At 67.9% G+C, this 18,903-nt stretch carries 17 protein-coding genes; 4 read left to right on the top strand and 13 right to left on the bottom strand.

Annotation, left to right across the window (positions count from 1 at the left end; translation table 11 throughout):
* Positions 1–27: 27 nt before the first annotated feature.
* Entirely contained in the window at positions 28–1,587 is a 1,560-nt protein-coding gene (locus NXI30_13295; GenBank protein ID MCR9095189.1) for a long-chain fatty acid--CoA ligase, read from the bottom strand.
* A 193-nt stretch (positions 1,588–1,780) separates the two neighbouring features.
* On the opposite strand from NXI30_13295, the gene NXI30_13300 reads away from it, so the two are divergent.
* Positions 1,781–2,683, top strand: a complete 903-nt coding sequence (locus NXI30_13300; protein MCR9095190.1) for a fumarylacetoacetate hydrolase family protein — start codon at positions 1,781–1,783, stop codon at positions 2,681–2,683.
* 21 nt (positions 2,684–2,704) lie between these two features.
* Here NXI30_13300 and NXI30_13305 read toward each other — a convergent pair whose 3' ends face one another.
* From NXI30_13305 to NXI30_13350, 10 genes are all read right to left on the bottom strand, one after another.
* Positions 2,705–2,980, bottom strand: coding sequence for a hypothetical protein (locus NXI30_13305; GenBank protein MCR9095191.1), 276 nt, complete (start codon positions 2,978–2,980; stop codon positions 2,705–2,707).
* A 21-nt stretch (positions 2,981–3,001) separates the two neighbouring features.
* Positions 3,002–3,223, bottom strand: coding sequence for a hypothetical protein (locus NXI30_13310; protein MCR9095192.1), 222 nt, complete (start codon positions 3,221–3,223; stop codon positions 3,002–3,004).
* A gap of 53 nt (positions 3,224–3,276) precedes the next feature.
* The gene (locus NXI30_13315) at positions 3,277–4,131 is read right to left on the bottom strand and encodes a mechanosensitive ion channel (GenBank protein MCR9095193.1); all 855 of its coding nucleotides are present in this window, start codon (positions 4,129–4,131) and stop codon (positions 3,277–3,279) included.
* A gap of 148 nt (positions 4,132–4,279) precedes the next feature.
* Positions 4,280–4,888, bottom strand: a complete 609-nt coding sequence (gene nthA, locus NXI30_13320) for a nitrile hydratase subunit alpha (protein ID MCR9095194.1) — start codon at positions 4,886–4,888, stop codon at positions 4,280–4,282.
* Positions 4,885–5,517 (bottom strand): nitrile hydratase subunit beta, encoded by a 633-nt coding sequence (gene nthB, locus NXI30_13325; protein ID MCR9095195.1) that lies wholly within the window; start codon positions 5,515–5,517, stop codon positions 4,885–4,887. Before nthB ends, nthA begins: the two co-directional genes overlap by 4 nt.
* 13 nt (positions 5,518–5,530) lie before the next feature.
* Positions 5,531–6,931, bottom strand: coding sequence for an amidohydrolase (locus NXI30_13330; GenBank protein MCR9095196.1), 1,401 nt, complete (start codon positions 6,929–6,931; stop codon positions 5,531–5,533).
* Positions 6,932–6,953: 22 nt separating this feature from the next.
* Positions 6,954–8,156, bottom strand: a complete 1,203-nt coding sequence (locus tag NXI30_13335; GenBank protein ID MCR9095197.1) for a cytochrome P450 — start codon at positions 8,154–8,156, stop codon at positions 6,954–6,956.
* 31 nt (positions 8,157–8,187) lie between these two features.
* The gene (locus NXI30_13340; GenBank protein ID MCR9095198.1) at positions 8,188–9,384 is read right to left on the bottom strand and encodes an amidohydrolase; all 1,197 of its coding nucleotides are present in this window, start codon (positions 9,382–9,384) and stop codon (positions 8,188–8,190) included.
* Positions 9,385–9,453: 69 nt separating this feature from the next.
* The gene (locus NXI30_13345; GenBank protein MCR9095199.1) at positions 9,454–10,269 is read right to left on the bottom strand and encodes an enoyl-CoA hydratase; all 816 of its coding nucleotides are present in this window, start codon (positions 10,267–10,269) and stop codon (positions 9,454–9,456) included.
* Between the two features lie 32 nt (positions 10,270–10,301).
* A complete protein-coding gene (locus NXI30_13350) occupies positions 10,302–11,939 on the bottom strand; it encodes an OB-fold domain-containing protein (GenBank protein ID MCR9095200.1) in 1,638 nt (545 codons plus the stop codon).
* 209 nt (positions 11,940–12,148) lie between these two features.
* Between NXI30_13350 and NXI30_13355 the strand changes: the two genes are divergently transcribed.
* On the top strand, positions 12,149–13,279 hold the full coding sequence (locus NXI30_13355) for an acyl-CoA/acyl-ACP dehydrogenase (protein MCR9095201.1): 1,131 nt from the start codon (positions 12,149–12,151) through the stop codon (positions 13,277–13,279).
* Complete coding sequence (locus NXI30_13360) at positions 13,276–14,469, top strand: acyl-CoA dehydrogenase family protein (protein MCR9095202.1); 1,194 nt, start codon at positions 13,276–13,278, stop codon at positions 14,467–14,469. Before NXI30_13355 ends, NXI30_13360 begins: the two co-directional genes overlap by 4 nt.
* 13 nt (positions 14,470–14,482) lie before the next feature.
* Here NXI30_13360 and NXI30_13365 read toward each other — a convergent pair whose 3' ends face one another.
* The gene (locus NXI30_13365; GenBank protein MCR9095203.1) at positions 14,483–15,703 is read right to left on the bottom strand and encodes a CoA transferase; all 1,221 of its coding nucleotides are present in this window, start codon (positions 15,701–15,703) and stop codon (positions 14,483–14,485) included.
* Positions 15,704–15,751: 48 nt separating this feature from the next.
* A complete protein-coding gene (locus NXI30_13370) occupies positions 15,752–17,275 on the bottom strand; it encodes an acetyl-CoA carboxylase carboxyltransferase subunit (GenBank protein ID MCR9095204.1) in 1,524 nt (507 codons plus the stop codon).
* Positions 17,276–17,481: 206 nt separating this feature from the next.
* Here NXI30_13370 and NXI30_13375 point away from each other — a divergent pair, with 206 nt between their 5' ends.
* Complete coding sequence (locus NXI30_13375) at positions 17,482–18,891, top strand: aldehyde dehydrogenase family protein (protein MCR9095205.1); 1,410 nt, start codon at positions 17,482–17,484, stop codon at positions 18,889–18,891.
* The last annotated feature ends 12 nt before the right edge of the window (positions 18,892–18,903 follow it).

Genomic DNA, 18,903 nt, shown 5'->3' on the forward strand with positions numbered 1-18,903 from the left:
TCCCCGTCGAGAGCGAACCGCCGGACGCTACTCGGCCGCCGGTCCGGGGTATCGCTCCCGGAGCAGGCGCTTCAGGACCTTCCCGCTCGGGTTCCGCGGGATCTCGTCCACGAACTCGACCGCGACCGGCTGCTTGAAGCGCGCGAGCTTGCCCTGGCAGTAGTCGAGGACCGTCTGTGCCTGGAGGTTCTCGGCCCCCCGTACGACCACCGCGAGACCGGACTCGCCCCACTTGGCCGAAGGCATCCCGATCACCGCGACGTCGACCACGTTCTCCATCCCGAGGATCACGTTCTCGACCTCGGCGGGATAGACGTTCTCGCCCCCCGAGATGATCATGTCCTTCTTGCGGTCCTGGATGTAGATGCAGCCGTCCTCGTCGATCGTCGCGACGTCGCCGGAGCGGACCCAGCCATCGACGAGGGTCTCCGCCGTCGCATCGGGCCGGTTCCAGTACTCCTTCATCATGTGCGGACCGGCGATCCAGACCTCCCCCGTCCCACCGGGCGGCACGTCGTTGCCCTCGTCGTCGACGATCCGGACCTCCGTGTGGACGAAGGGGCGGCCGGTCGAACCCATCTTCTGGACGGCGTCCTCGGGACTCGTGAGACACGCGGGACCGCAGGTCTCGGTCATCCCGTAGACCTGATGGATCGGGATCCCCATCGCGTCGTAGGCCTGGATCGTCGCGACCGGGACCGGGGCGGCGCCGCTCATGATCCAGCGCAGCGAGCTCCGATCGACGGTGTCCTTGTCGGGGACCTGGAGCATGAAGTTCAGCATCGCCGGAACGGCGAGCATGCACTGGACCTTCTCCTGCTCGATCAGCTTCCAGACGAGGGACGGGTCGAAGGCGCGCAGGATGATGTTGGACATGCCGCGGTGGACGTTGCCCGTCATCGGCGTGAGGGCGCCGACGTGGAAGAGCGGCAGCGCGACGATGTAGCGATCGCCGAAGGCGACCTCGGAGGTCGCCATCATCGTGATGCAGCCCCAGAGCGCCGTCGAATGCGTGTGAACCACGCCCTTGGGCAGCCCCGTCGTGCCCGACGTGTACATGATGTAGAGCTCGTCCTCGTCCTCGGCGACGATCGCCGGCTCCTCCGTCGATGCGGCGGCACACGTCGCGTCGTAGTCCTTCGCGAATTCCACCGTCTCGCCGCCGATCTGGAGGTAGCTCGCGATCGTCGTCGCGCCGTCGCCCTGCCCCGAGAGCTTCGGTCGCTGCTGCAGGTCCGCGACCGCCGACAGGAACTCCTCGCCGTACACGAGGGTCGAGACGCCCGAGTCGCTCAGGATGAACTCGAGCTCGTCGGGTACGAGCCGCCAGTTGAGCGGAACGCAGACCGCGCCGAGCTTCGCGATCGCGAAGAAGGTCTCGAAGAACTCGACGCTGTTCATCGCGAGAAGCCCGACCCGGTCGCCCTTGCCGACGCCCAGCCCGGCGAGGGCATTCGCCGTACGATTGCAGCGGTCGTTCGTCTCGCGGTAGCTGAAGCGTCGGCCCGAGGCGACGTCGAAGACGGCTTCGAGGTCCGGGTTCAGGCGCGCGCGCTTCGCGAGCAGCAGGCCGATGTTGTTGCGCATCTCGGGTCCTCTCGGGTTCGAAGACACGAGGGTACGCGATCGTAGTCGGACGATCGAAACGAAGCCGGCGCCTGGCCCCTTCGGGGTCGAGGGGTCGGGATCTCCGCGTTCGCTCGACTGCGATCGAAACCGGCTAGCATCGCGCCGAACCCGGGCGCCGATCCTGCTCGACGCTCGATCGGAGGGAGAACCGATGGGATTCCGACTCGCGAACATCGAGGGCCGCGCGGCCCTCGTCCTCGGTGACGACTACTACGACCTCGAGAAGGCTTCCGGCGGCAAGCTCGGCAGCGATCCGATGGGGGCGCTCGCCGCTTGCGACCAGCTCTCGGAGATCGCGGCGAGCCTCGCGGACCAGACGCCGACCGGCAAGCTCGCCGACGCGAAGCTCGGCCCGCCTTCCCCTCGCCCGGTCAACTCCTTCGGGATCGGCCTCAACTACCGCAATCACGCCGAGGAAGGCGGGATGGCGATCCCCGAGGCCCCGCTCGTCTTCGCGAAGTTCCCGTCCTGCATCGCAGGCCCGAACGACGACGTGGAGATGCGAAGCGACTACGTCGACTACGAGGGCGAGCTCGTCGCGGTCATCGGCAAGACCGCGAAGGACGTCGCCGTCGAGGATGCCTGGGACCACGTCGCGGGACTCTGCGTCGGCCAGGACATCTCGGACCGGCCGGCACAGTTCACCTCGGCCCCGCCCCAGTTCAACCTGGGCAAGTCCTTCGACACCTACGGACCGATCGGTCCCGTACTGGTCTCGCCGGACGAGCTCGCGAGCCGCGACGCCATGGAGCTCGTGTGTGAAGTGAACGGCGAAGTCCGACAGAAGGACAGCACCGGCGATCTGATCTTCGACGTTCCGACGCTCGTCGCCTACCTGTCCGGGATCCTTACGCTGCTTCCCGGCGACGTGATCTTCACGGGCACGCCCGGCGGCGTCGGCGTGTTCCAGAACAAGCTGCTGAAGGACGGCGACGTCGTCACCACGGCGATCGAAGGCCTCGGAACGATCACGAATCGCTGCGTGCGGACGAGCGATCACCCGCGCGCGGACTTCCTGCCCGAGCCGATGAAGCCGCTCCTCGCCGGCAAGTAGGCCGGCGCGCGAGCAGAGGAATCAGTCCGCCGTCGCGAGCGTCGCCCCGTTCAGAGTCGCGGTCGCGGTCACGGTCCGCGGATTCCGGATCGCGTCCATCAGGAAGCACATCTTCTCGGCCTGGGCGACGACGGCGGCCACCACCGCCTCATCGGCGCTCGACTCGAGTTCGAGCTTCGTCTCCACATCGACCAGTCGACTGGTCGCGTTCCCTGCGCCGATCGAGCCGGTCTGCTCGAAGCGCGGGGTGACCACCAACGACAAGTGATCGAACTCGATCTTTTTCGCCTCGCTCACCCGAGCGAGCTGCGTGAGCAGTCAAAAAGCGATCGAAGACGCGAAGTAGGCGAGCGGCGGGGGAGCCGAGTCGTCGCCACCGATCATGGCGCCCTCGTCACAGAGGATCTCGAACGCCCCGAACGTCGCCCGCTTCAACTGTTTCGGGCCGCGCACCGTCTCGACGTCGAACTCGATTCGGACGCCCTTGCCCTCCGGGCCCTCGACCGGACTGATTCGGAACGGATTCGATTGCTCGCTCATACTGCCTCCTGGGCCATGCCTGGCCGATGCCCGGACGTTACCCCAGTCGGGCCCTAGGAGGCCCCGATCGGTCGGCCCGGCTCGTCTCCGTTGAAGACGATCACCTTGCGATGGGGGAACGGAATCTCGACGCCGGCGGCGTCGAGCGCCTTCTTGATCTGCTCCGGGAGCGAGTAGAGCAGCTCGAAGTAGTGGGTTCCCTCGCAGAAGGGCCGCACGAGGAAGTCGACGGAGCTGTCGTTCAGGGTCTCGATCTCGACGAAGGGCGAGGGATCCGAGAGGACGTGTGGATGCGCCGCGAGGACCCGGTCGATCGTCGCGCGGGCCGTGTCGATGTCCGAGTCGTACGAGATGCCGAAACGCATGTCGACACCGCGCACCGGGTGGTGGCTGTGATTCACGATCTTCTCGCCCCAGATGCTGCCATTGGGCACGATGACATGTTGATTGTCGAAGGTCTTGAGGTTCGTCGTGAAGAGATCGATCCCGTCGACGAGGCCGAAGAGCCCGGCCACCTCCGCGAAGTCCCCGACCTTGTAGGGCCGAAAGATCATCAGCATCACGCCCGCCGCCAGATTCGTCATGGCGCCCTGGAGCGCGAGGCCGATCGCGAGACCCGCGGCACCGAGGAGGGCCACGATCGAGGTGGTCTCGACACCGAAACGATTGAGGACCGCGATGAAGGTGAAGGCGAGCACGGCATAGCGGGCGATGCTGCCGAGGAAGGTGAAGAGCGTGCTGTCGAGCTGGTCGTGGCGTTCGCCCAGCCCGACGATCAGACGGCCGATCCGGCCGGCGATCCAGTAGCCGATGATCAGAATGACGATCGCGAGCAGCACGTTCGTCGCCCACTCGAGGGCGGTCGGCAGATACTCGTTGATGTCGAGGGTTTCGATCAGTTCTTCCACGTTCGTCTCCACGTCGTTTCGAGGCTCGTCCGTCACAATGCGGAGTGAACCGAATCCGTCACGCCCGAGAAAGGGTCGGAGGCCACGGCGAGTCCGACCCGATCGGACCGCTGGGCGAGGACCCGATGCTGCGGGTGATCTGGAACGACTAGTCCGCGGGCGCCACCCCCTGGAGCGAGACCAGCGCCACACCGATCATGGACTCGCGCGTCACGATCGCGGCGAGCTCGTCCTCGCTCCAGCCCTCGGTGCCGTCCGGGCGGAGCGGCAGGACGAGGAAGCGTGTCTCGGCGGTGGTGTCGGTGATCCGTACGCGGACGTCTTCCGCCAGCTCGACCCCCATCTCGCGCAGGACGCCGCGCGGGGCGCGCACGATCCGCGCTCGGTAGGCCGGCGCCTTGTACCAGTCGGGCGGAAGACCGAGGACCGGCCAGGCGGTGCAGGAGCACTGGGTGCAGACGACGGCGTTGTGGAGCGTCGGGGTGTTCTCCAGCACGACGATGTACTCGCCCTGCGGCCCCTCGAAGCCGAGCTCGGCGCAGGCCTTCGTGCCGTCGACCAGGAGTCGTGCCCGATAGTCGGGATCGCTCCACGCCTTCGCCACGACCCGGGCGCCGTTCCTCCAGTCGAACTCCTGCCCGGCGTTCTCGGCCAGGCGGTCGATCGCCCCGTCCGGGAGACGGTCCGCGTCCGCGAGGGCCCGCTCGAGAGCCTCGACCCGCTCGACGGGCGTGGCCACGCGATCCCGATCGCTCATTCGACCGGCTCCAGGTAGCTCTGCCAGAGATCGACCAGGACGGACTCGCCCGCGCAGTCGTCCTCCCTCCAGAGCTCGCGCGCTTCGAACTCCACGTGGTAGGTGGGCTCGCTTCGTGGGGTGAACCCGTGGGCCGAGGTGTCCGGAAAGGAGAACGCGGGAGCCACGCGAATCACCTCGCCGGTCTTCCCCCGCACGTAGCGCGGGACCCGAGTGTGCCCTCGGAACTGGGCCTCGCGTACGCGCACTCGGTCGCCGACCGCGAAGGTTGCGGTCGCGGGCTCCGCGACCTCCCGTGGCGTCACGTCGGCGACGGGCCGCGCGAGCGGAAACCGCGCGCCGGCGAGAGATTCGAGACTCGCGCGATCGACGACGCCCTTCTCGACCAGCAGCGTCGCGGCGCCGGTCAGCATCCGCTCGTAGTACGAGGCGCCGAGATAGTCCGCCGGCGCCATCCGTTCGACGGCGTGGCGGTATTCATCCGCGTTGTAGGCCCGAAGGATCCCGATCCCGGCCATGTTCAGCGCGAAGGCGCGCCCCTCCCAACGCTCGTGGAACGTCGGCTCGTCGGCCTCGATCTCGATCGCGCCGAAGCCCTCCATGCCCCCGAGATCGTGGATCCCGTTCATCGTGCCCCCGGCGCTAGTCGTTCTTCGGGGCGCCGTCTGCGGCGTCGTGCGCGGCGTTGTCGGCGGCGTTGTCGACGGCGTCGTCCGGGGCGTTGTCCGGGGCGTTGTCCCACGCGACGCTGTAGGCACTCGACAGTTGCTGGACGACATCCCCGATCGTGACGTAGCCCTTCGCGTAGTCGGAAGGCGGCTTGCCTCCGCCTCCGGCGATCGGCGCCAGGTCGACGTGCTTCGCCTTCTCGCGGAGCGCGCCCACCGTGCACTCCTCCCGCGGCATGACCGCGAAGGGGTCGTACTGGAAATGCTTCATCGCGTTCAGGTGGGTGATCTTGTCGACCTCTTCCTTCGGTACGTCCTTCATCGAGCGCCAGAGCTTCTCCGGCGAGAGCGGCCAGGTCGTATCCGAATGGGGGTAGTCGCACTCCCAGGTGAGCGTGTCGATTCCGATCAGGTCGCGATTGCGGACGCCCGCGTCGTCGTCGATGAAGCAGGTGACGCAGTGCTCCTTGAACACGTCGCTGGGCCGCTTTCCGCCGAAGTCCTGGTGGGTCCACTTGTGATGGTGCTCGTAGACGTAGTCGGCCCGCTCCAGGAAGTACGGGATCCAGCCGACGCCGCCTTCGGACATCGCGAACTTGAGATCCGGGTATCGCCGGAGCACGTCCGAGAAAGTGAGTTCCGTGGCGACCCCGAAGAGCGTGATCGGCGTGCCCGTGATCATGATCTCGATCGGGGCGTCCATCTCGTTGAGCGACATCCCCGTTCCGGAGCCGATATGCATGCAGATCACGGTCCCCTCGTCGGCGCAGGCCTTCCAGAAGGGTTCCCAGTGGTCGTCGAAGAGCGACGGATGGCCCAGGCCCGTCGGCGTATCGGCGAAGGAGATCGCGTGACACCCCTTCTTCGCCACGCGCCGTACCTCGTCGGCCAATCGTTTCGGATCCCACATCATGGGGATCGCGAGGGGAATGAAACGACCGGGATGTGCGCCGCACCAGGCGTCGATGTGCCAATCGTTGTAGGCCTGGATCATGACCCGGGCCAGCTCCTTGTCGTCGTTGCGACCGAAGAGCTCACCGCAGAAACCGGGTACGGACGGGAAACAGAGCGAGCCGAGCACGCCGTTCACGTTCATGTCGTCGATCCGGGCGTCGACGTCGTAGCAACCCTTCCGGAGCTGGGAGAGCGCGGTCGGCTCCATCCCGTACTCCTCCGGCGGTCGCCCCGCGACCGCGTTCAGGCCGACGTTCGGGATCTGCTGTCCCTCGAAGACCCAGGCGTTCGTGCCGTCGTTGCGCGTGACCAGCTTCGGCGCCCTCGCCTTCCACTCGGGCGTGAGGACTCCGTCCCACATGTCCGGCGGCTCACAGACGTGATCGTCCACGCTCACGAGGATCATGTCGTTCATTTCCATGGCGGCTCCTCCTCCAGGATGATCAGGCGGTTCGAACGGGAAGCTTCTCCCACCCCCGAACCGACGACGTGTGCGCCTGGACGGCGTTGTCCCAGTCGACTTCCCATTCGGGCCATCGTTTCAAGACTTCCTCGAGGGCGACACGGCCTTCGAGGCGGGCGAGCGAGGCGCCGAGACAGAAGTGGATGCCGAACCCGAACGAGAGGTGGTGGTCGATCTTCCGGTCGATGTCGAACCGGTCCGGGTCGTCGAATCGGCGGGGATCGCGATTCGCCGCGCCGTTCAGGAGCGCCAGGATGCTCCCCCGCGGCACCGTCCGCCCGTGGTACTCGACGTCCTCGAGGACGTAGCGCGCCTGGATCGGGGACGGCGCTTCGTAGCGGAGCAACTCCTCGACGGCCTGGGGGATCAGGCTCGGATCCGCCGCCAGGCGGGCCCGCTGGTCGGGATTCTCGGCGAGGACCTTCCCTGCCCAACCGATCAGCCGGGTCGTCGTCTCGTTTCCCGCGCCGGCGAGCAGCCCGACGAAGCCCACGATCTCCTGACGCCCGAGTCGCCGCGTCTCGCCGTGCATGTCGACGAACTCGGCCCGGATCAGCTCGGTCATCAAATCGTCGGACGGGTTCTCCATCCGGTAGTCGATGTACTTCTCGAAGCCGCCGAACGTGAGACCGCCCTTCCGACCGCCCGGCGCCTCGGGCATCTCGCCGCCTTCGAGCTTCAGTCCCGCGTCGATCCGATCCCGGATCGCTTCCTGGTCCTCCTCGGGAACGCCGAGCAACATGCCGATCGTCTTCATCGGCATCTGCGCTCCGAGATCCGCGATGAAGTCGAATCCGCCGCTCCCGACCAGGGGGTCGAGACTCTGTTCACAGAAAGCGCGGACCTTCGGCTCGAGGGCATTGATCTGGCGCGGCGTGAACAGCTTCGCGAGCAGGCTTCGGTGGAGATCGTGGCTCGGCGGGTCCTCGAAGAGGATCGAGCCGGGCGGGATCTCGACGCCGTTCCGGATGATCTCGAGGACCGACCCGCGCGCCGAGCTCAGCCGCTGCCAGTCCTTCAGCCCCGCTTCGACGTCGTCGAAGCGCGACAGCGCGTAGAAGTCGTACTTCTCGTTGTAGTAGAGCGGCGCGTCGTCCTGGAGCCGTCGCCAGACCGGATACGGGTCCTCGTCGATCTCGAAGTCGTAGGGGTCGTAGTAGGGGTCGGGCGGGGCGGCGGCCATCGATCGCTTCTCGTCTCTTCCGGTCGATTCCTCAGACCAGCTTCTCGTTCGGCACGTTCATGAGGCGCGCGACGTTGCCGCCCATGATGTTCCGGATCGCGCTCTCCGAGGCATCCCCGAGCTCGTGGACGTAGCTCACCGGGTCGGCAAGACCTTCCGGGTGGGGATAGTCGCTCCCGAAGAGGACGTGCTCCTCGCCGATCAGCTCGGCCAGTGCCGGCAGATCGTCCTCCCAGAAGGGGCTCACATAGATGTTCCGCTTGAAGACTTCGACCGGATCTTCCGGGAACCCCTGCGGCTCCTTCTTGTACACGTCCTTCATCTTCGCGAGGAGCGGGGCGACCCAGGAGCTCCCGTTCTCGATCACCGAGATCTTCAGTTCGGGGAACCGCGACAACGCCCCGTGACAGATCAGGGCCGAGACCGAGTCCTCGATCGCCCGCCGGCCCTGGAGCATCGAGAAGGCCTGGGGCTGGAAGGGGAGGAACTCCGTGCTCGAGCCGAGCCAGTCATTCGTATAGCGGGTGTAGCCACTGTCCGACGAGTGCATCCCGATCAGGAGGTCGTGCTCCACGACCTTCTCCCAGAAGGGATCGAACTCGGGCAGGCCGAAGGAGCGCGAGCCCTGGAGTCCAGGGACCGGCGCGGGACGGATCAACACGACCTTCGCGCCGCGCTCGACGACCCATTCGAGTTCCTCGATCGCGCGATCGACGATGGGCAGCGAGATCACCGGCGTCGAGAAGATCCGGTCCCGATAGTTGAAGCTCCAGGTCTCGAAGAGCCATTGGTTGAACGAATGGACGACGTCGTGGATCAGCTCCGGATCGTCCCGCATCCGCTCTTCGAGGACGCTCGCGAGGGTCGGGAAGAGGAGCGTCCGATCGAGCCCCTGCTCGTTCATCAGCGCGAGCCGATCCTCCGGGTTTCGCCAGGCCGGGATCGACTTCACCGGCGCGCCGAAGATCTCGCGCCGGCTCTTCCCTTCCGGGTTGCCCTTCCGGTAGTACTCCTCCTGCGCGCCGGGAGCCGCCACGACTTCGAAGGTCGGGTTCGGGATGTAGTCGGAGATATGCCCCTTGATGACGATCTTCGTCCGCCCGCGAACTTCGACGTAGTCGATCGCACCGCGTCGATGCTCGGGGAGATATCGAAGGAACGACTCCTTCGTCTCGTAGAGGTGATTGTCGGCGTCGAAGACGGGACAGGTCAGCGGATCGGTGGACATGGTCACCTCCTCTCCCCGAGAGGGGAGGAACGATTATCACCCCCGGCCGCGGGGGTCGCAATTCGCCCCCTACTTCTTCGAGAGCTCGGTCTTCATCTGCGAGAGGTCCGACAGGATCGGGTACCCGGTGTGGGTGATCGCGTTCCCGTGACCGGTGTGGTGGATGTCGAAAACGGACTGGAGCGCCGTGTAGTAGCCCTGGACGTCCAGGGTCTGGTTGACGGCACGCTTCGCCTGGGCGAGGCCGAAGGGGTTTCGCGTCGCGATCTGGTTCGCGAGCGCGTCGGTCCGCTCCCAGAGCTCGTCCCTGGGAACGACTTCGCGCACCAGTCCGATTTCCCGCGCGTCCTCCGCCGTGAAGACCCGACCCGTGAAGAGCATGTCCTTGGCGCGCCGCGCGCCCATGTCCCAGGTGTGTCCGTGATACTCGACGCCGCCGATCGCCATCAGTACGACCGGATCCGAGAATTGCGCGTCCTCGGCCGCCACCAGGAGGTCGAGCGGAAAGATCAGGTTCAAGGCACCGGCGATCGCCTTGCCCTGGATCGCGCCGATCGTGGGCTTGGGGATGTTCCGCCAGTACCAGGAGTAGCCGAGGTACTTCTTCGCCTCCCAGCGGTAGAGCCGGTCGAGGTAGTACTTCCCGTCCTCGCCGAATCGGTCTCGGTCCTGTTCGTCGCCGCTCCCGCCCAGGTCGTGGCCCGCGGAGAAGTGCTTGCCTTCCGCGCGCAGCACGATCACACGGACCTCGTCGTCCGCCTCCGCGCGCAGGAACGACTCGTGGAGCTCGTCGAGCATCCGTTCGTTCTGGGCGTTCGCCTTGTCGGCGCGGGTCAGCGTGATCGTCGCCACCCGTTCTTTCGTCGCGTACTCGACGTAGGCCATGTCCGGTTCTCCTTCTCGCGCGCGCCGCGCGCCTAGTCCTTGCGCAAGAGGACGGCCCCGCCCGGGTGACCGCCCCCGGTCGTCACGACCGCCGTCGCCGCGTCCGCGACCTGCCGATCCCCCGCTCCGCCCCGAAGCTGCAGGACCGCCTCGTGGAAGAAGCCGTACCCGTGCAGGCGCCCGGCGGACAGCTGCCCACCGTGCGGGTTCAACACGAAGTCGCCGCCCTCGCGGATCCGCTTGCCGCCGTCGACGAAATCGCCGCCCTCGCCGAGCTTGCAGAAGCCGAGGGATTCGATCCACGAGAGGCAGTTGAAGCTGAACCCGTCGTAGAGACAGGCGATGTCGACGTCGGCCGGCGTCATGTCGGTCCGCGACCAGAGATGACGGGCCGGACCTTCGACCAAGGGCTCGTGGAGGAGCGTCCCCTGGTCCCAGGAGAAGCGTTCTGCCATGTGCGTCCCGACCGCCTCGACCCGGACCGCCGGATTCGGTCGATCGGCCGCGGTCTCCGCCGCCGACACGATCAGCGCGACCGCCCCGTCGCAGGGCACGTCGCAATCGAAGAGCCCGAAAGGCGTCGTGATCATCCGCGCGGAGAGGTAGTCGTCGAGACCCATCTCGTCCCGGTAGATCGCGTCCGGATTCCTCGCGGCGTGCGCTCGGGCCGTCATCGGAATCCAGGCGAGCTGTTCCCGGGTCATCCCGAATCGGTGCATGTAATGGTTCGCCTGCATTCCGATCCACATCGCGGCGGACATCGCGCCGTAGGGCAGGCGCCACTCCATCTCCCCCGACACCCGCGACCCGGACTTGATCCCGGCGGCGGAGCGGTGGCGCGCGCGAAGCGCGTACGTGGTCTCCCACACCGTCCGGAAGCAGAGCACGTGACGGCAGACGCCGGCGGCGACCGCCATCATGGCGTTGGTCACCGAGCCGCCCTGCCCCGCCTGCTCGACCCCGCCCCCGAACCAGACCGGACGGATGTCGAGGGCCTCCATCACGGCCGCGATCCCGCCTTCGCCCATCCCGTTGCCCGCGCTGGCGCCGGGATAGGTCGACAGCCCGTCGATGTCCTCGAGCGAGAGCCCGGCATCCTCGATCGCGGCGCGGCAGGCGTCGACGGTCATCGAGAGCGGGTTGCGCTCGAGCCGCCGCCCCACCTCCGACATCCCGAGTCCCGTGATCGCGACCTTCGACTCGTACTTCTCGCCCGTCGCGCGCGCGGGCGCCGGTGCCACCGGCGGCTCGGGCCAGACCGGACGTTCGTCGTCCGGCTCGCCAGACAGACGGAACACCGGAAGCCACACGTCCTCGTGCTCCTCGAAGTCGACCTCGACCCGCGTCCCGATCCCGACGTCGTCCGGCTCGGCGTCGACGACGAGGCTGGTCAACCGCGCGAGCGGGTCTTCGTCGAGCGCCACGATCACGAGCACGTAGGGCACGGGCATCGTCGGCAACCACTGCTGATGGTTGACGGTGAATCCGACGACCGTCCCCCGGCCGGACAGGTCCCGGATCACGACGTCGTTCCCGCAGTAGCGGCAATAGGGTTGCGGCGGATGCACGAGTCGATCACACGCGTCGCATCCCTGCATCCGAAGGGTCCCGTCCGCTCCGCTCGTCCAGAAGAACTCGTTCTCGGGCGTGAGCTGGGGCAGCGGTCGCATCGTCGTCCTCTCGTTTCGTGTCCCCCGCATGATACGCAGATCCGACCGCCCGTGTCCGGTCGATTTCAGGCGCCGGATCGACGGGACCGTCGGCGTTAGCGAGCACTTCGCCGCTATGCGAACGTCGCTCGCAACGGTTCCGAGCCGCCGGCGCGCGCCCGCGCTCCGAGGGCGGGGGCGAGGCAGCGCGGAGGTGCGATAGAGACGCGATGGATCTCGAGCTCTCCGACGAACAGGCGGAGCTCCGCGACAACTTCCGCTCGGTCCTCGAGGATTGCTGCCCACCGGCACTCGTCCGCGCGATCTACGAGGACGGCGAAGACGGCGAAGCGCTCTGGAAGCAGCAGGTCGAGCTCGGCTGGCCTTCGCTCTCGGTGCCCGAATCCGCGGGCGGGCTCGGCTACGGCTTCGTCGAGACCGCCCTGCTCGCCGAGGAGCTCGGGCGGGCGGCCGCGCCCGCCACGCTCCTGGCGACCGCGACGCAGCTGACCCCCGCGCTCGTCGAGGCGGAGGACGACGAAACCCTCGCGCGTGTCGCGGCCGGCGAGCTTCGCGGCACCCTCGCTCTCGCAGAACAGGGGCGCTTCGATCTCGCGCGCCTCGGCTGCCTCGCAACCTCCGAGAACGGGCACTGGCGCGTGACGGGCACCAAGGACGGCGTGCTCGCGGGTGCGACCGCGGAGCTCTTCGCCGTCGTCGCACGCGACGCGCAGACGGGCTTCCCCGGCCTCTTCGCCGTCGATCGGCGCGACGCCCGGGTCGAAGCGCTCCCGGGACTCGACCCCGCCCTGCTGATCGCCGACGTCACCTTCCCCGACGCGCCGGCCCGCGTCCTGATCGCCCCCGCCGCCGACGCAGAGGCCCGCCTCGCCCGGGTGATGGAGCCCGCGACGGTCGCGCTCGCGCTGCACATGGTCGGCGCGTGTCGACTGATCTTCGAAGAGACGCTGGCCTACGCGAAGATCCGAAAGCAGTACGACCGCGTGATCGGCTCCTTCCAGGCCCTCAAGCACCGCTTCGCCGAGATGTACCTCGCCGTCGAACGCGCGACTGCGCTCTGTTATTTCGCGGCGGTCTCGATCGCCGAGAACGACGCTTCCCGCGGAGAAGTCGCGCACCTGGCGAAGGCCGCGGCGGGCGACTGCCAGCGCCTCCTCGCCGAGGACGGACTCCAGCTCCACGGCGGCCTCGGCTTCACCTGGGAGCAGGACCTCCACTTCTGGCTCAAGCGCGCGAAGGCCGGCGAGGTGCTCTGCGGCACGAGCGCCTGGCACCGCACGGTCCTCGCCGACCGCCTGGGACTCGGTCGGACGACGTCGACGGGGGGCGAATCCGCATGAAGCTGCAGTTCGACGAGGCGACCCTCGCCTTTCGCGACGAGTTCCTGGCCTGGCTCGAGGAGAACCGGCCCTCCGCCGAGGAGATGGAGGCGGATCCGGCCGTCTCGAGCGCACACGCACCGGACTGGGCGCGGCGTTGGGCACGGCGGATGTTCGACGCGGGCTGGCTCGTGCCCGGCTGGCCGCCGGAGCTCGGGGGACGGAACGCGGGCCCGGTCGAGACCCTCGTCTATCTCGAAGCGCTGACCGAAGCCGGCGTGCCGCGCACGACGAACCCGCAGGGCCTCGGGATCATCTCGCCTTCGATTCTGGACTACGGTCGGCCGGATCAGGTCGAGGAGTTCGCGATGCCGGTCCTGCGCGGCGAGCGGACCGCGTGCCTGGGCATGAGCGAGCCCGACGCCGGCAGCGACCTGGCGAATCTGAAGACCGCCGCCGTCCGCGACGGCGACGAATGGGTCCTGAACGGGCAGAAGGTCTGGACCTCCGGCGCCGCGTACGCGGACTTCTGCTTTCTCTTCTGCCGCACGGACCCGAACGCGCGGAAGCATCGAGGCATCTCGATCATCCTCGTCCCGATGGATACGCCCGGGCTCGAGGTGAAGCCGCTCAAGGAGATCGTCCATCCGGACACGCCGGACCTGGCCGAGGTCTTCCTCGACGACGTCCGTGTCCCGACCCGGAACCTCGTCGGCGAGGAGAACGACGGCTGGCGGATGGCGAACGGCTCCCTCGCCCACGAGCGAAGCATGGTCTGGCTCGACTCGGTCCTCGCGATCGAGCGATCGATGACGTCGCTCCTCGACCTGTCGAAGAACTGGATGCCGGCCCTCACCCCCGCCGAGCGTGCGTTGGCCGCGGACGACGTGGTCCGGCTGTACATCGAGACCAGGGCGCTCCGCGCCCTCGGCTATCGCGGCTTCGCCCGCTTCGTGAAGGGCGGGAACGCGCCCGAACAGGCACTCATGAAGGCCTACGCGAGCGAGACGAGTCGCGACCTGGCGCGCGTCGCCGCCGAGTGGAACGGAAGCGACGCCCTCGCGACGACGAGCGGCCGCAGCAACCATCGGCGCGCGATCGGCGCCCTCGAAGGCTATTTCAGCACCTTCGGCGGAACGATCTCCGCCGGCTCCTCCGAGATCCAGCGGAACATCATCGCCGAACGCGTCCTCGGGCTCCCGCGCGAATGACGCGCGGGCGCGGTCAGGTGACCGCCCCCGCGATCCGCAGCTCGAGGATCTCCTCCTCGCTGAGCCCGAGGCCGGACAGGATCTCGTCGCCGTGTTCGTTGAACTCCGGCGCACGGCTCGTCTGGGCGGGCTCCTCGTCGAACTGGACCGGCGTCGTCACGAGCTCGAAGGGCGTGCCCTCCTTCGTCTCGGTCTGCGTCATGTATCCGTTGGCGACGACCTGCGGATCGTTCGGGAAGTCCAGGGTGTCCTGAACCGGCGCCCACTGGCCTTTCAGGGTCTGGAACGTCTCGGTCCACTCGGCGAAGGTCCGGCTCGCCAGGACCGGCACGATCTCGGCGATCGCCTCCGCGGTGTGCTTCGTGAGATTCTCGTTCGAATCGAAGCGCGGGTCGGTCACGAGATCCGGACGACCGATGTGCTCGCAGAAGTCCGGCCAGTAGTGGAAGGCCTGGAGCATCACGAAGGAGATGTAGCGATCGTCCTTCGTCCGGTAGACGTGGACGAGCGGGTTGAAGCCCTGGGCTTTGCCGGGCATGCCCGTCGACCAGCGGTTGCCGCTCTGCTTCGAGAGCGCGATCGCGGCGGACAGGGCCCAGCCGCCGGTCGCGAGGAGCGAAACGTCGACGATCGGCGCGTGACCGGTCCGCTCGCGCTGGAGGAGCGCCGCACAGATCCCGCCGGCGATGGTCATGCCACCGAGGGAGTCCCCGTACGCGGGCGCCGGCTGTCCGAGGATGCCTTCCATCTCGAGTGGCGTGACCGTCGCCGCATTGCCCGCGCGACACCAGAAGGCCGTCATGTCGTAGCCGCCTCGATTCGCGTCGGGACCGCGCGCGCCGAACGACGTGCCGCGGACGTAGACGATGTCCGGATTCTCCTGGCGGATCCGTTCCGGCGAGATCTCGAGCTTCTCGAGCACCTTGGGCAGCTTGTTCGTCAGGAAGACGTCGGCCTGCTTCGCGAGGCGGTAGAGCACGTCCCGCCCTTCGGGCCTGGTCAGATCGATCCCGATCGACTGCTTCCCGCGGTTCGAGTGCTCGTTCAGGATGTGGACGTCCCCGTCGAGACTGATCACGCCGGTCTTGCCGAGCCCGCGCATCGCGTCCCCGCGTTCGGCGTGCTCCACCTTGATGACGGTCGCGCCCCAGTCCGCCAGGATCGCCGACGCGGCAGGTACGAAGGTGTGTTCCGCCACCTCGAGGATCGTGATCCCCTTCATCACTTCGGTCATCGGCCTGGCCTCCTCATTTCGGGGTTGGGTCGTCGCGTCGGCTTCGGGTCAGGGCATGATCCCCACCCGGGCCACCGGCTCCGGCGCGGCTTGTCGCGAGGACAGCGCGCGTTCGAGACTGTCGAGCAGCACGTTCCGCGTCTCGCGAGGGTCGATCATCTCGTCGAAGCCGAGCGAGCTGGCCGACGAATACGACGCCTTGAGCTCGATCTCGCGAAGCATCGCCGCCTCGTCCTCGTCGGACTTGCGCGACGCGCTGAGCGCCCCCGCACCCATCGCGCCGAGGGTCACGCCGGGATAGCCGAAGACGCCCGACTGCCCGTCGAAGCCCATCATCCCCATCACCATGGAGCCGAAGCCGTAGGCCTTCCGGAGCGTGACCTGGAGCTTCGGGCCGCGGTGGTTCGACTGGGCCGCGAACATGCGCGCGCCGGAACGGAGGATCCCCTTCCGTTCGGAGGCGGTCCCCGGCATCACGCCCGGGTTGTCCGCGAGCATGACCAGCGGGAGGTGGAACGAGTCGGCGACGTTCACGAAGTGCGCGGCCTTGTCCGCGCCGTCGACGTCGACGGAGCCCGCCATCACCTTGGGCTGGTTCGCCATGATCGCGACCGGGTGCCCCCCGAGATGGGCCAGGCCGCAGACGACGGTCTTGCCGAACTTCGGCTGGATCTCGAAGAACGAGTCCCGATCGAAGACGACCTCGATCAGGCGGCGGATGTCGTAGAGCTTGCGCCCGTTCCGCGGGACGATCTCGAGCGCCTCGGGGACGAGCCGGCGATCGGTGTCGCCCGTGTCGACGTCCGGCGGATAGGACCAGGCGGACGAGGGCACGTAGCGCAGGTAGCGTCGCACGAGATCGAGGGCCTCGGCGTCGTCCTTTCCCGCGTTGTGGATCAGCCCGCTGGCGAGGGCCACCTTGGGCCCCCCGAGCTCTTCCTTCGTGACCGTCTCGCCGAGCGACTCCCGGACGACGGGTGGTCCGGCGGTGAAGACGGCCGCGTGCTTGCTCATCACGGCGAAGTCCGAGACCGGCGCCACGAGGGCGCCGTGGCCCGCAGAGGAGCCCAACACGGCGGTGATCAGCGGGACGCGACCGGAGCAGGCGAACTGCGCGATCATGTCGACGGGGGTGCGGGCGTGGGCGCCGGGTTCGGGACGATGCCCCGCGCCGTCGAGCATCATCACGAGCGGCACGCGATCGCGCAGCGCGAGCTCGGCCACGCGATAGCGCTTCGAGTTCGACGCGCGCCCGATCGTGCCGGCCTTCACGGTGAAATCCTCGGCGGCGACGATCACCGGACGACCGTCGACCTCGCCCGCCCCGATCACCACCGCGTCCGACGGCGTGTCGGCGTTGCCGGCGAGGGTGCCGAGCTCGCGAAAGGATCCGTCGTCGAGCAGATGGTCGATCCGCGCACGCGCATCGAGCTTGCCCTGGCCATGGTGCTTCGCGAGGCGCTCGTCGCCCCCCATCGCCCGGGCGGCGACGCGACGCTGCTCGAGATCCTTGAGCGTCTCCTCCCAGGCCTCGGCGTTGGCACGTCGTTCTTCTTCCTTGCGGTCGCTCATTCGGGGCTCCGGGCGTGGCGGTTCAAAGGGATCCCGATCGTATCGCGCAGGTTCACGCCGCGCGAAGCCCGATTCCCCCGCGACGATCGAGTCGGAGGAGGTTCACGAGCGGCCCTGGCCCCGATCGACGCGGAGTTCCCTTCCCCGCTCGCGCGGCACGAATGAACTATTCTCGGCCGCGTTCCACCGCGACCGAGGTCCCGCACATGTCCGACGCCACGCTCCTGATCGACGGCCAGGCCGTTCCGACCGACACCACCTTCGGCGTCGTGAATCCCGCGACCGAGGAGGTCTTCGCGCAGGCTCCGGACGCGTCCCGCGAAGACCTCGAAGCCGCGGTCGCCGCGGCCCGCGCGGCCTTCCCGGCCTGGCGCGCGAAGTCCCTGGACGAGCGCCGCGCCATCCTGCTCGCCATGGCGGACGCGATCGAGGCGGATCTGTCGACCCTCGCCGCGCTGTTGACGCGCGAGCAGGGCAAGGCGCTCCAGCACGCACAGTTCGAGGTCGGCGGCACGGCCATGTGGATGCGGGCGCTCGCGACCCTCGACCTCCCGGTCGAGGTGATCTCCGAAGACGACGCGACCCGCGTCGAGCTCCACCGTCGACCGCTCGGGGTCGTCGGAGCGATCACGCCGTGGAACTATCCGCTTCTGCTCTCGATGTGGAAGGTCGCGCCGGCACTGCTCACCGGAAACACGATGGTCCTCAAGCCCTCGCCCTACACGCCGCTCGCGGTGATGCGCTTCGGCGAGATCGTGCGCGAGATCGTGCCGAAGGGCGTCCTCAACGTCGTGTGCGGCGGCGACGACCTCGGCCGTTGGATCACCGAGCACCCGGACGTCGACAAGATCTCCTTCACGGGCTCCGGGCCGACGGGCAAGAAGATCATGGCGAGCGCGGCGGGCAACTTGAAGCGCATCACCCTCGAGCTCGGTGGCAACGACGCCGCGATCGTGCGCGCCGACGCCAACCCCGAGGAGATCGCAGGACCGATCTTCGACATGGCCTTCCAGAACAGCGGCCAGGTCTGCGGCGCGATCAAGCGCCTCTACGTTCACGACGACCTCTACGACGAGATGTGCGACGCGCTCGTGGCCCGCGCCAACGAGAAGACCGTAGGCGACGGCATGGCCGAGGGAACGGACTACGGACCGGTCCAGAACGCCATGCAGTACGACATCGTCTGCGATCTCGCGAAGAGCGCCAGAGCGGACGGCGGACGCTTCCTGGTGGGCGGCGAGCCCCACGAAGGCAAGGGCTACTTCTTCCCGCTCACGATCGTCGCCGACCTCACGGACGGCGATCGCCTCGTCGACGAAGAGCCTTTCGGCCCCATCCTCCCCGTGATCCGTTTCGAGTCCGACGAGGACGTCCTGCACCGCGCGAACGACACGCGCTTCGGACTCGGCGGGTCCGTCTGGAGCGCAGACACGGAGAAGGCGACGGAGATGGCCGGCCGGCTCGAGACGGGCTCCGCCTGGGTCAATCAGCACTTCAACCTCTCCCCCTTCCTTCCGTTCGGTGGCGTCAAGGAATCGGGCATGGGGGTCGAGAACGGGTCGTGGGGCCTTGCCGAATTCACGTCGTCCCAGGTCCTGAACATCAAGAAGGGCTGAGGTCGGCGCACC

It is taken from the genome of bacterium (assembly GCA_024742285.1).
Lineage (GTDB): Bacteria > Myxococcota_A > UBA9160 > UBA9160 > UBA4427 > UBA4427.

Excerpts from the sequence above, each read along its gene's own strand:
- NXI30_13295 (MCR9095189.1), bottom strand. The coding sequence starts at position 1,587 with ATGCGCAACAACATCGGCCTGCTGCTCGCGAAGCGCGCGCGCCTGAAC.
- NXI30_13300 (MCR9095190.1), top strand. The coding sequence starts at position 1,781 with ATGGGATTCCGACTCGCGAACATCGAGGGCCGCGCGGCCCTCGTCCTC.
- NXI30_13310 (MCR9095192.1), bottom strand. The coding sequence starts at position 3,223 with ATGAGCGAGCAATCGAATCCGTTCCGAATCAGTCCGGTCGAGGGCCCG.
- nthA (MCR9095194.1), bottom strand. The coding sequence starts at position 4,888 with ATGAGCGATCGGGATCGCGTGGCCACGCCCGTCGAGCGGGTCGAGGCT.
- nthB (MCR9095195.1), bottom strand. The coding sequence starts at position 5,517 with ATGAACGGGATCCACGATCTCGGGGGCATGGAGGGCTTCGGCGCGATC.
- NXI30_13330 (MCR9095196.1), bottom strand. The coding sequence starts at position 6,931 with ATGGAAATGAACGACATGATCCTCGTGAGCGTGGACGATCACGTCTGT.
- NXI30_13335 (MCR9095197.1), bottom strand. The coding sequence starts at position 8,156 with ATGGCCGCCGCCCCGCCCGACCCCTACTACGACCCCTACGACTTCGAG.
- NXI30_13340 (MCR9095198.1), bottom strand. The coding sequence starts at position 9,384 with ATGTCCACCGATCCGCTGACCTGTCCCGTCTTCGACGCCGACAATCAC.
- NXI30_13345 (MCR9095199.1), bottom strand. The coding sequence starts at position 10,269 with ATGGCCTACGTCGAGTACGCGACGAAAGAACGGGTGGCGACGATCACG.
- NXI30_13350 (MCR9095200.1), bottom strand. The coding sequence starts at position 11,939 with ATGCGACCGCTGCCCCAGCTCACGCCCGAGAACGAGTTCTTCTGGACG.
- NXI30_13355 (MCR9095201.1), top strand. The coding sequence starts at position 12,149 with ATGGATCTCGAGCTCTCCGACGAACAGGCGGAGCTCCGCGACAACTTC.
- NXI30_13360 (MCR9095202.1), top strand. The coding sequence starts at position 13,276 with ATGAAGCTGCAGTTCGACGAGGCGACCCTCGCCTTTCGCGACGAGTTC.
- NXI30_13365 (MCR9095203.1), bottom strand. The coding sequence starts at position 15,703 with ATGACCGAAGTGATGAAGGGGATCACGATCCTCGAGGTGGCGGAACAC.
- NXI30_13370 (MCR9095204.1), bottom strand. The coding sequence starts at position 17,275 with ATGAGCGACCGCAAGGAAGAAGAACGACGTGCCAACGCCGAGGCCTGG.
- NXI30_13375 (MCR9095205.1), top strand. The coding sequence starts at position 17,482 with ATGTCCGACGCCACGCTCCTGATCGACGGCCAGGCCGTTCCGACCGAC.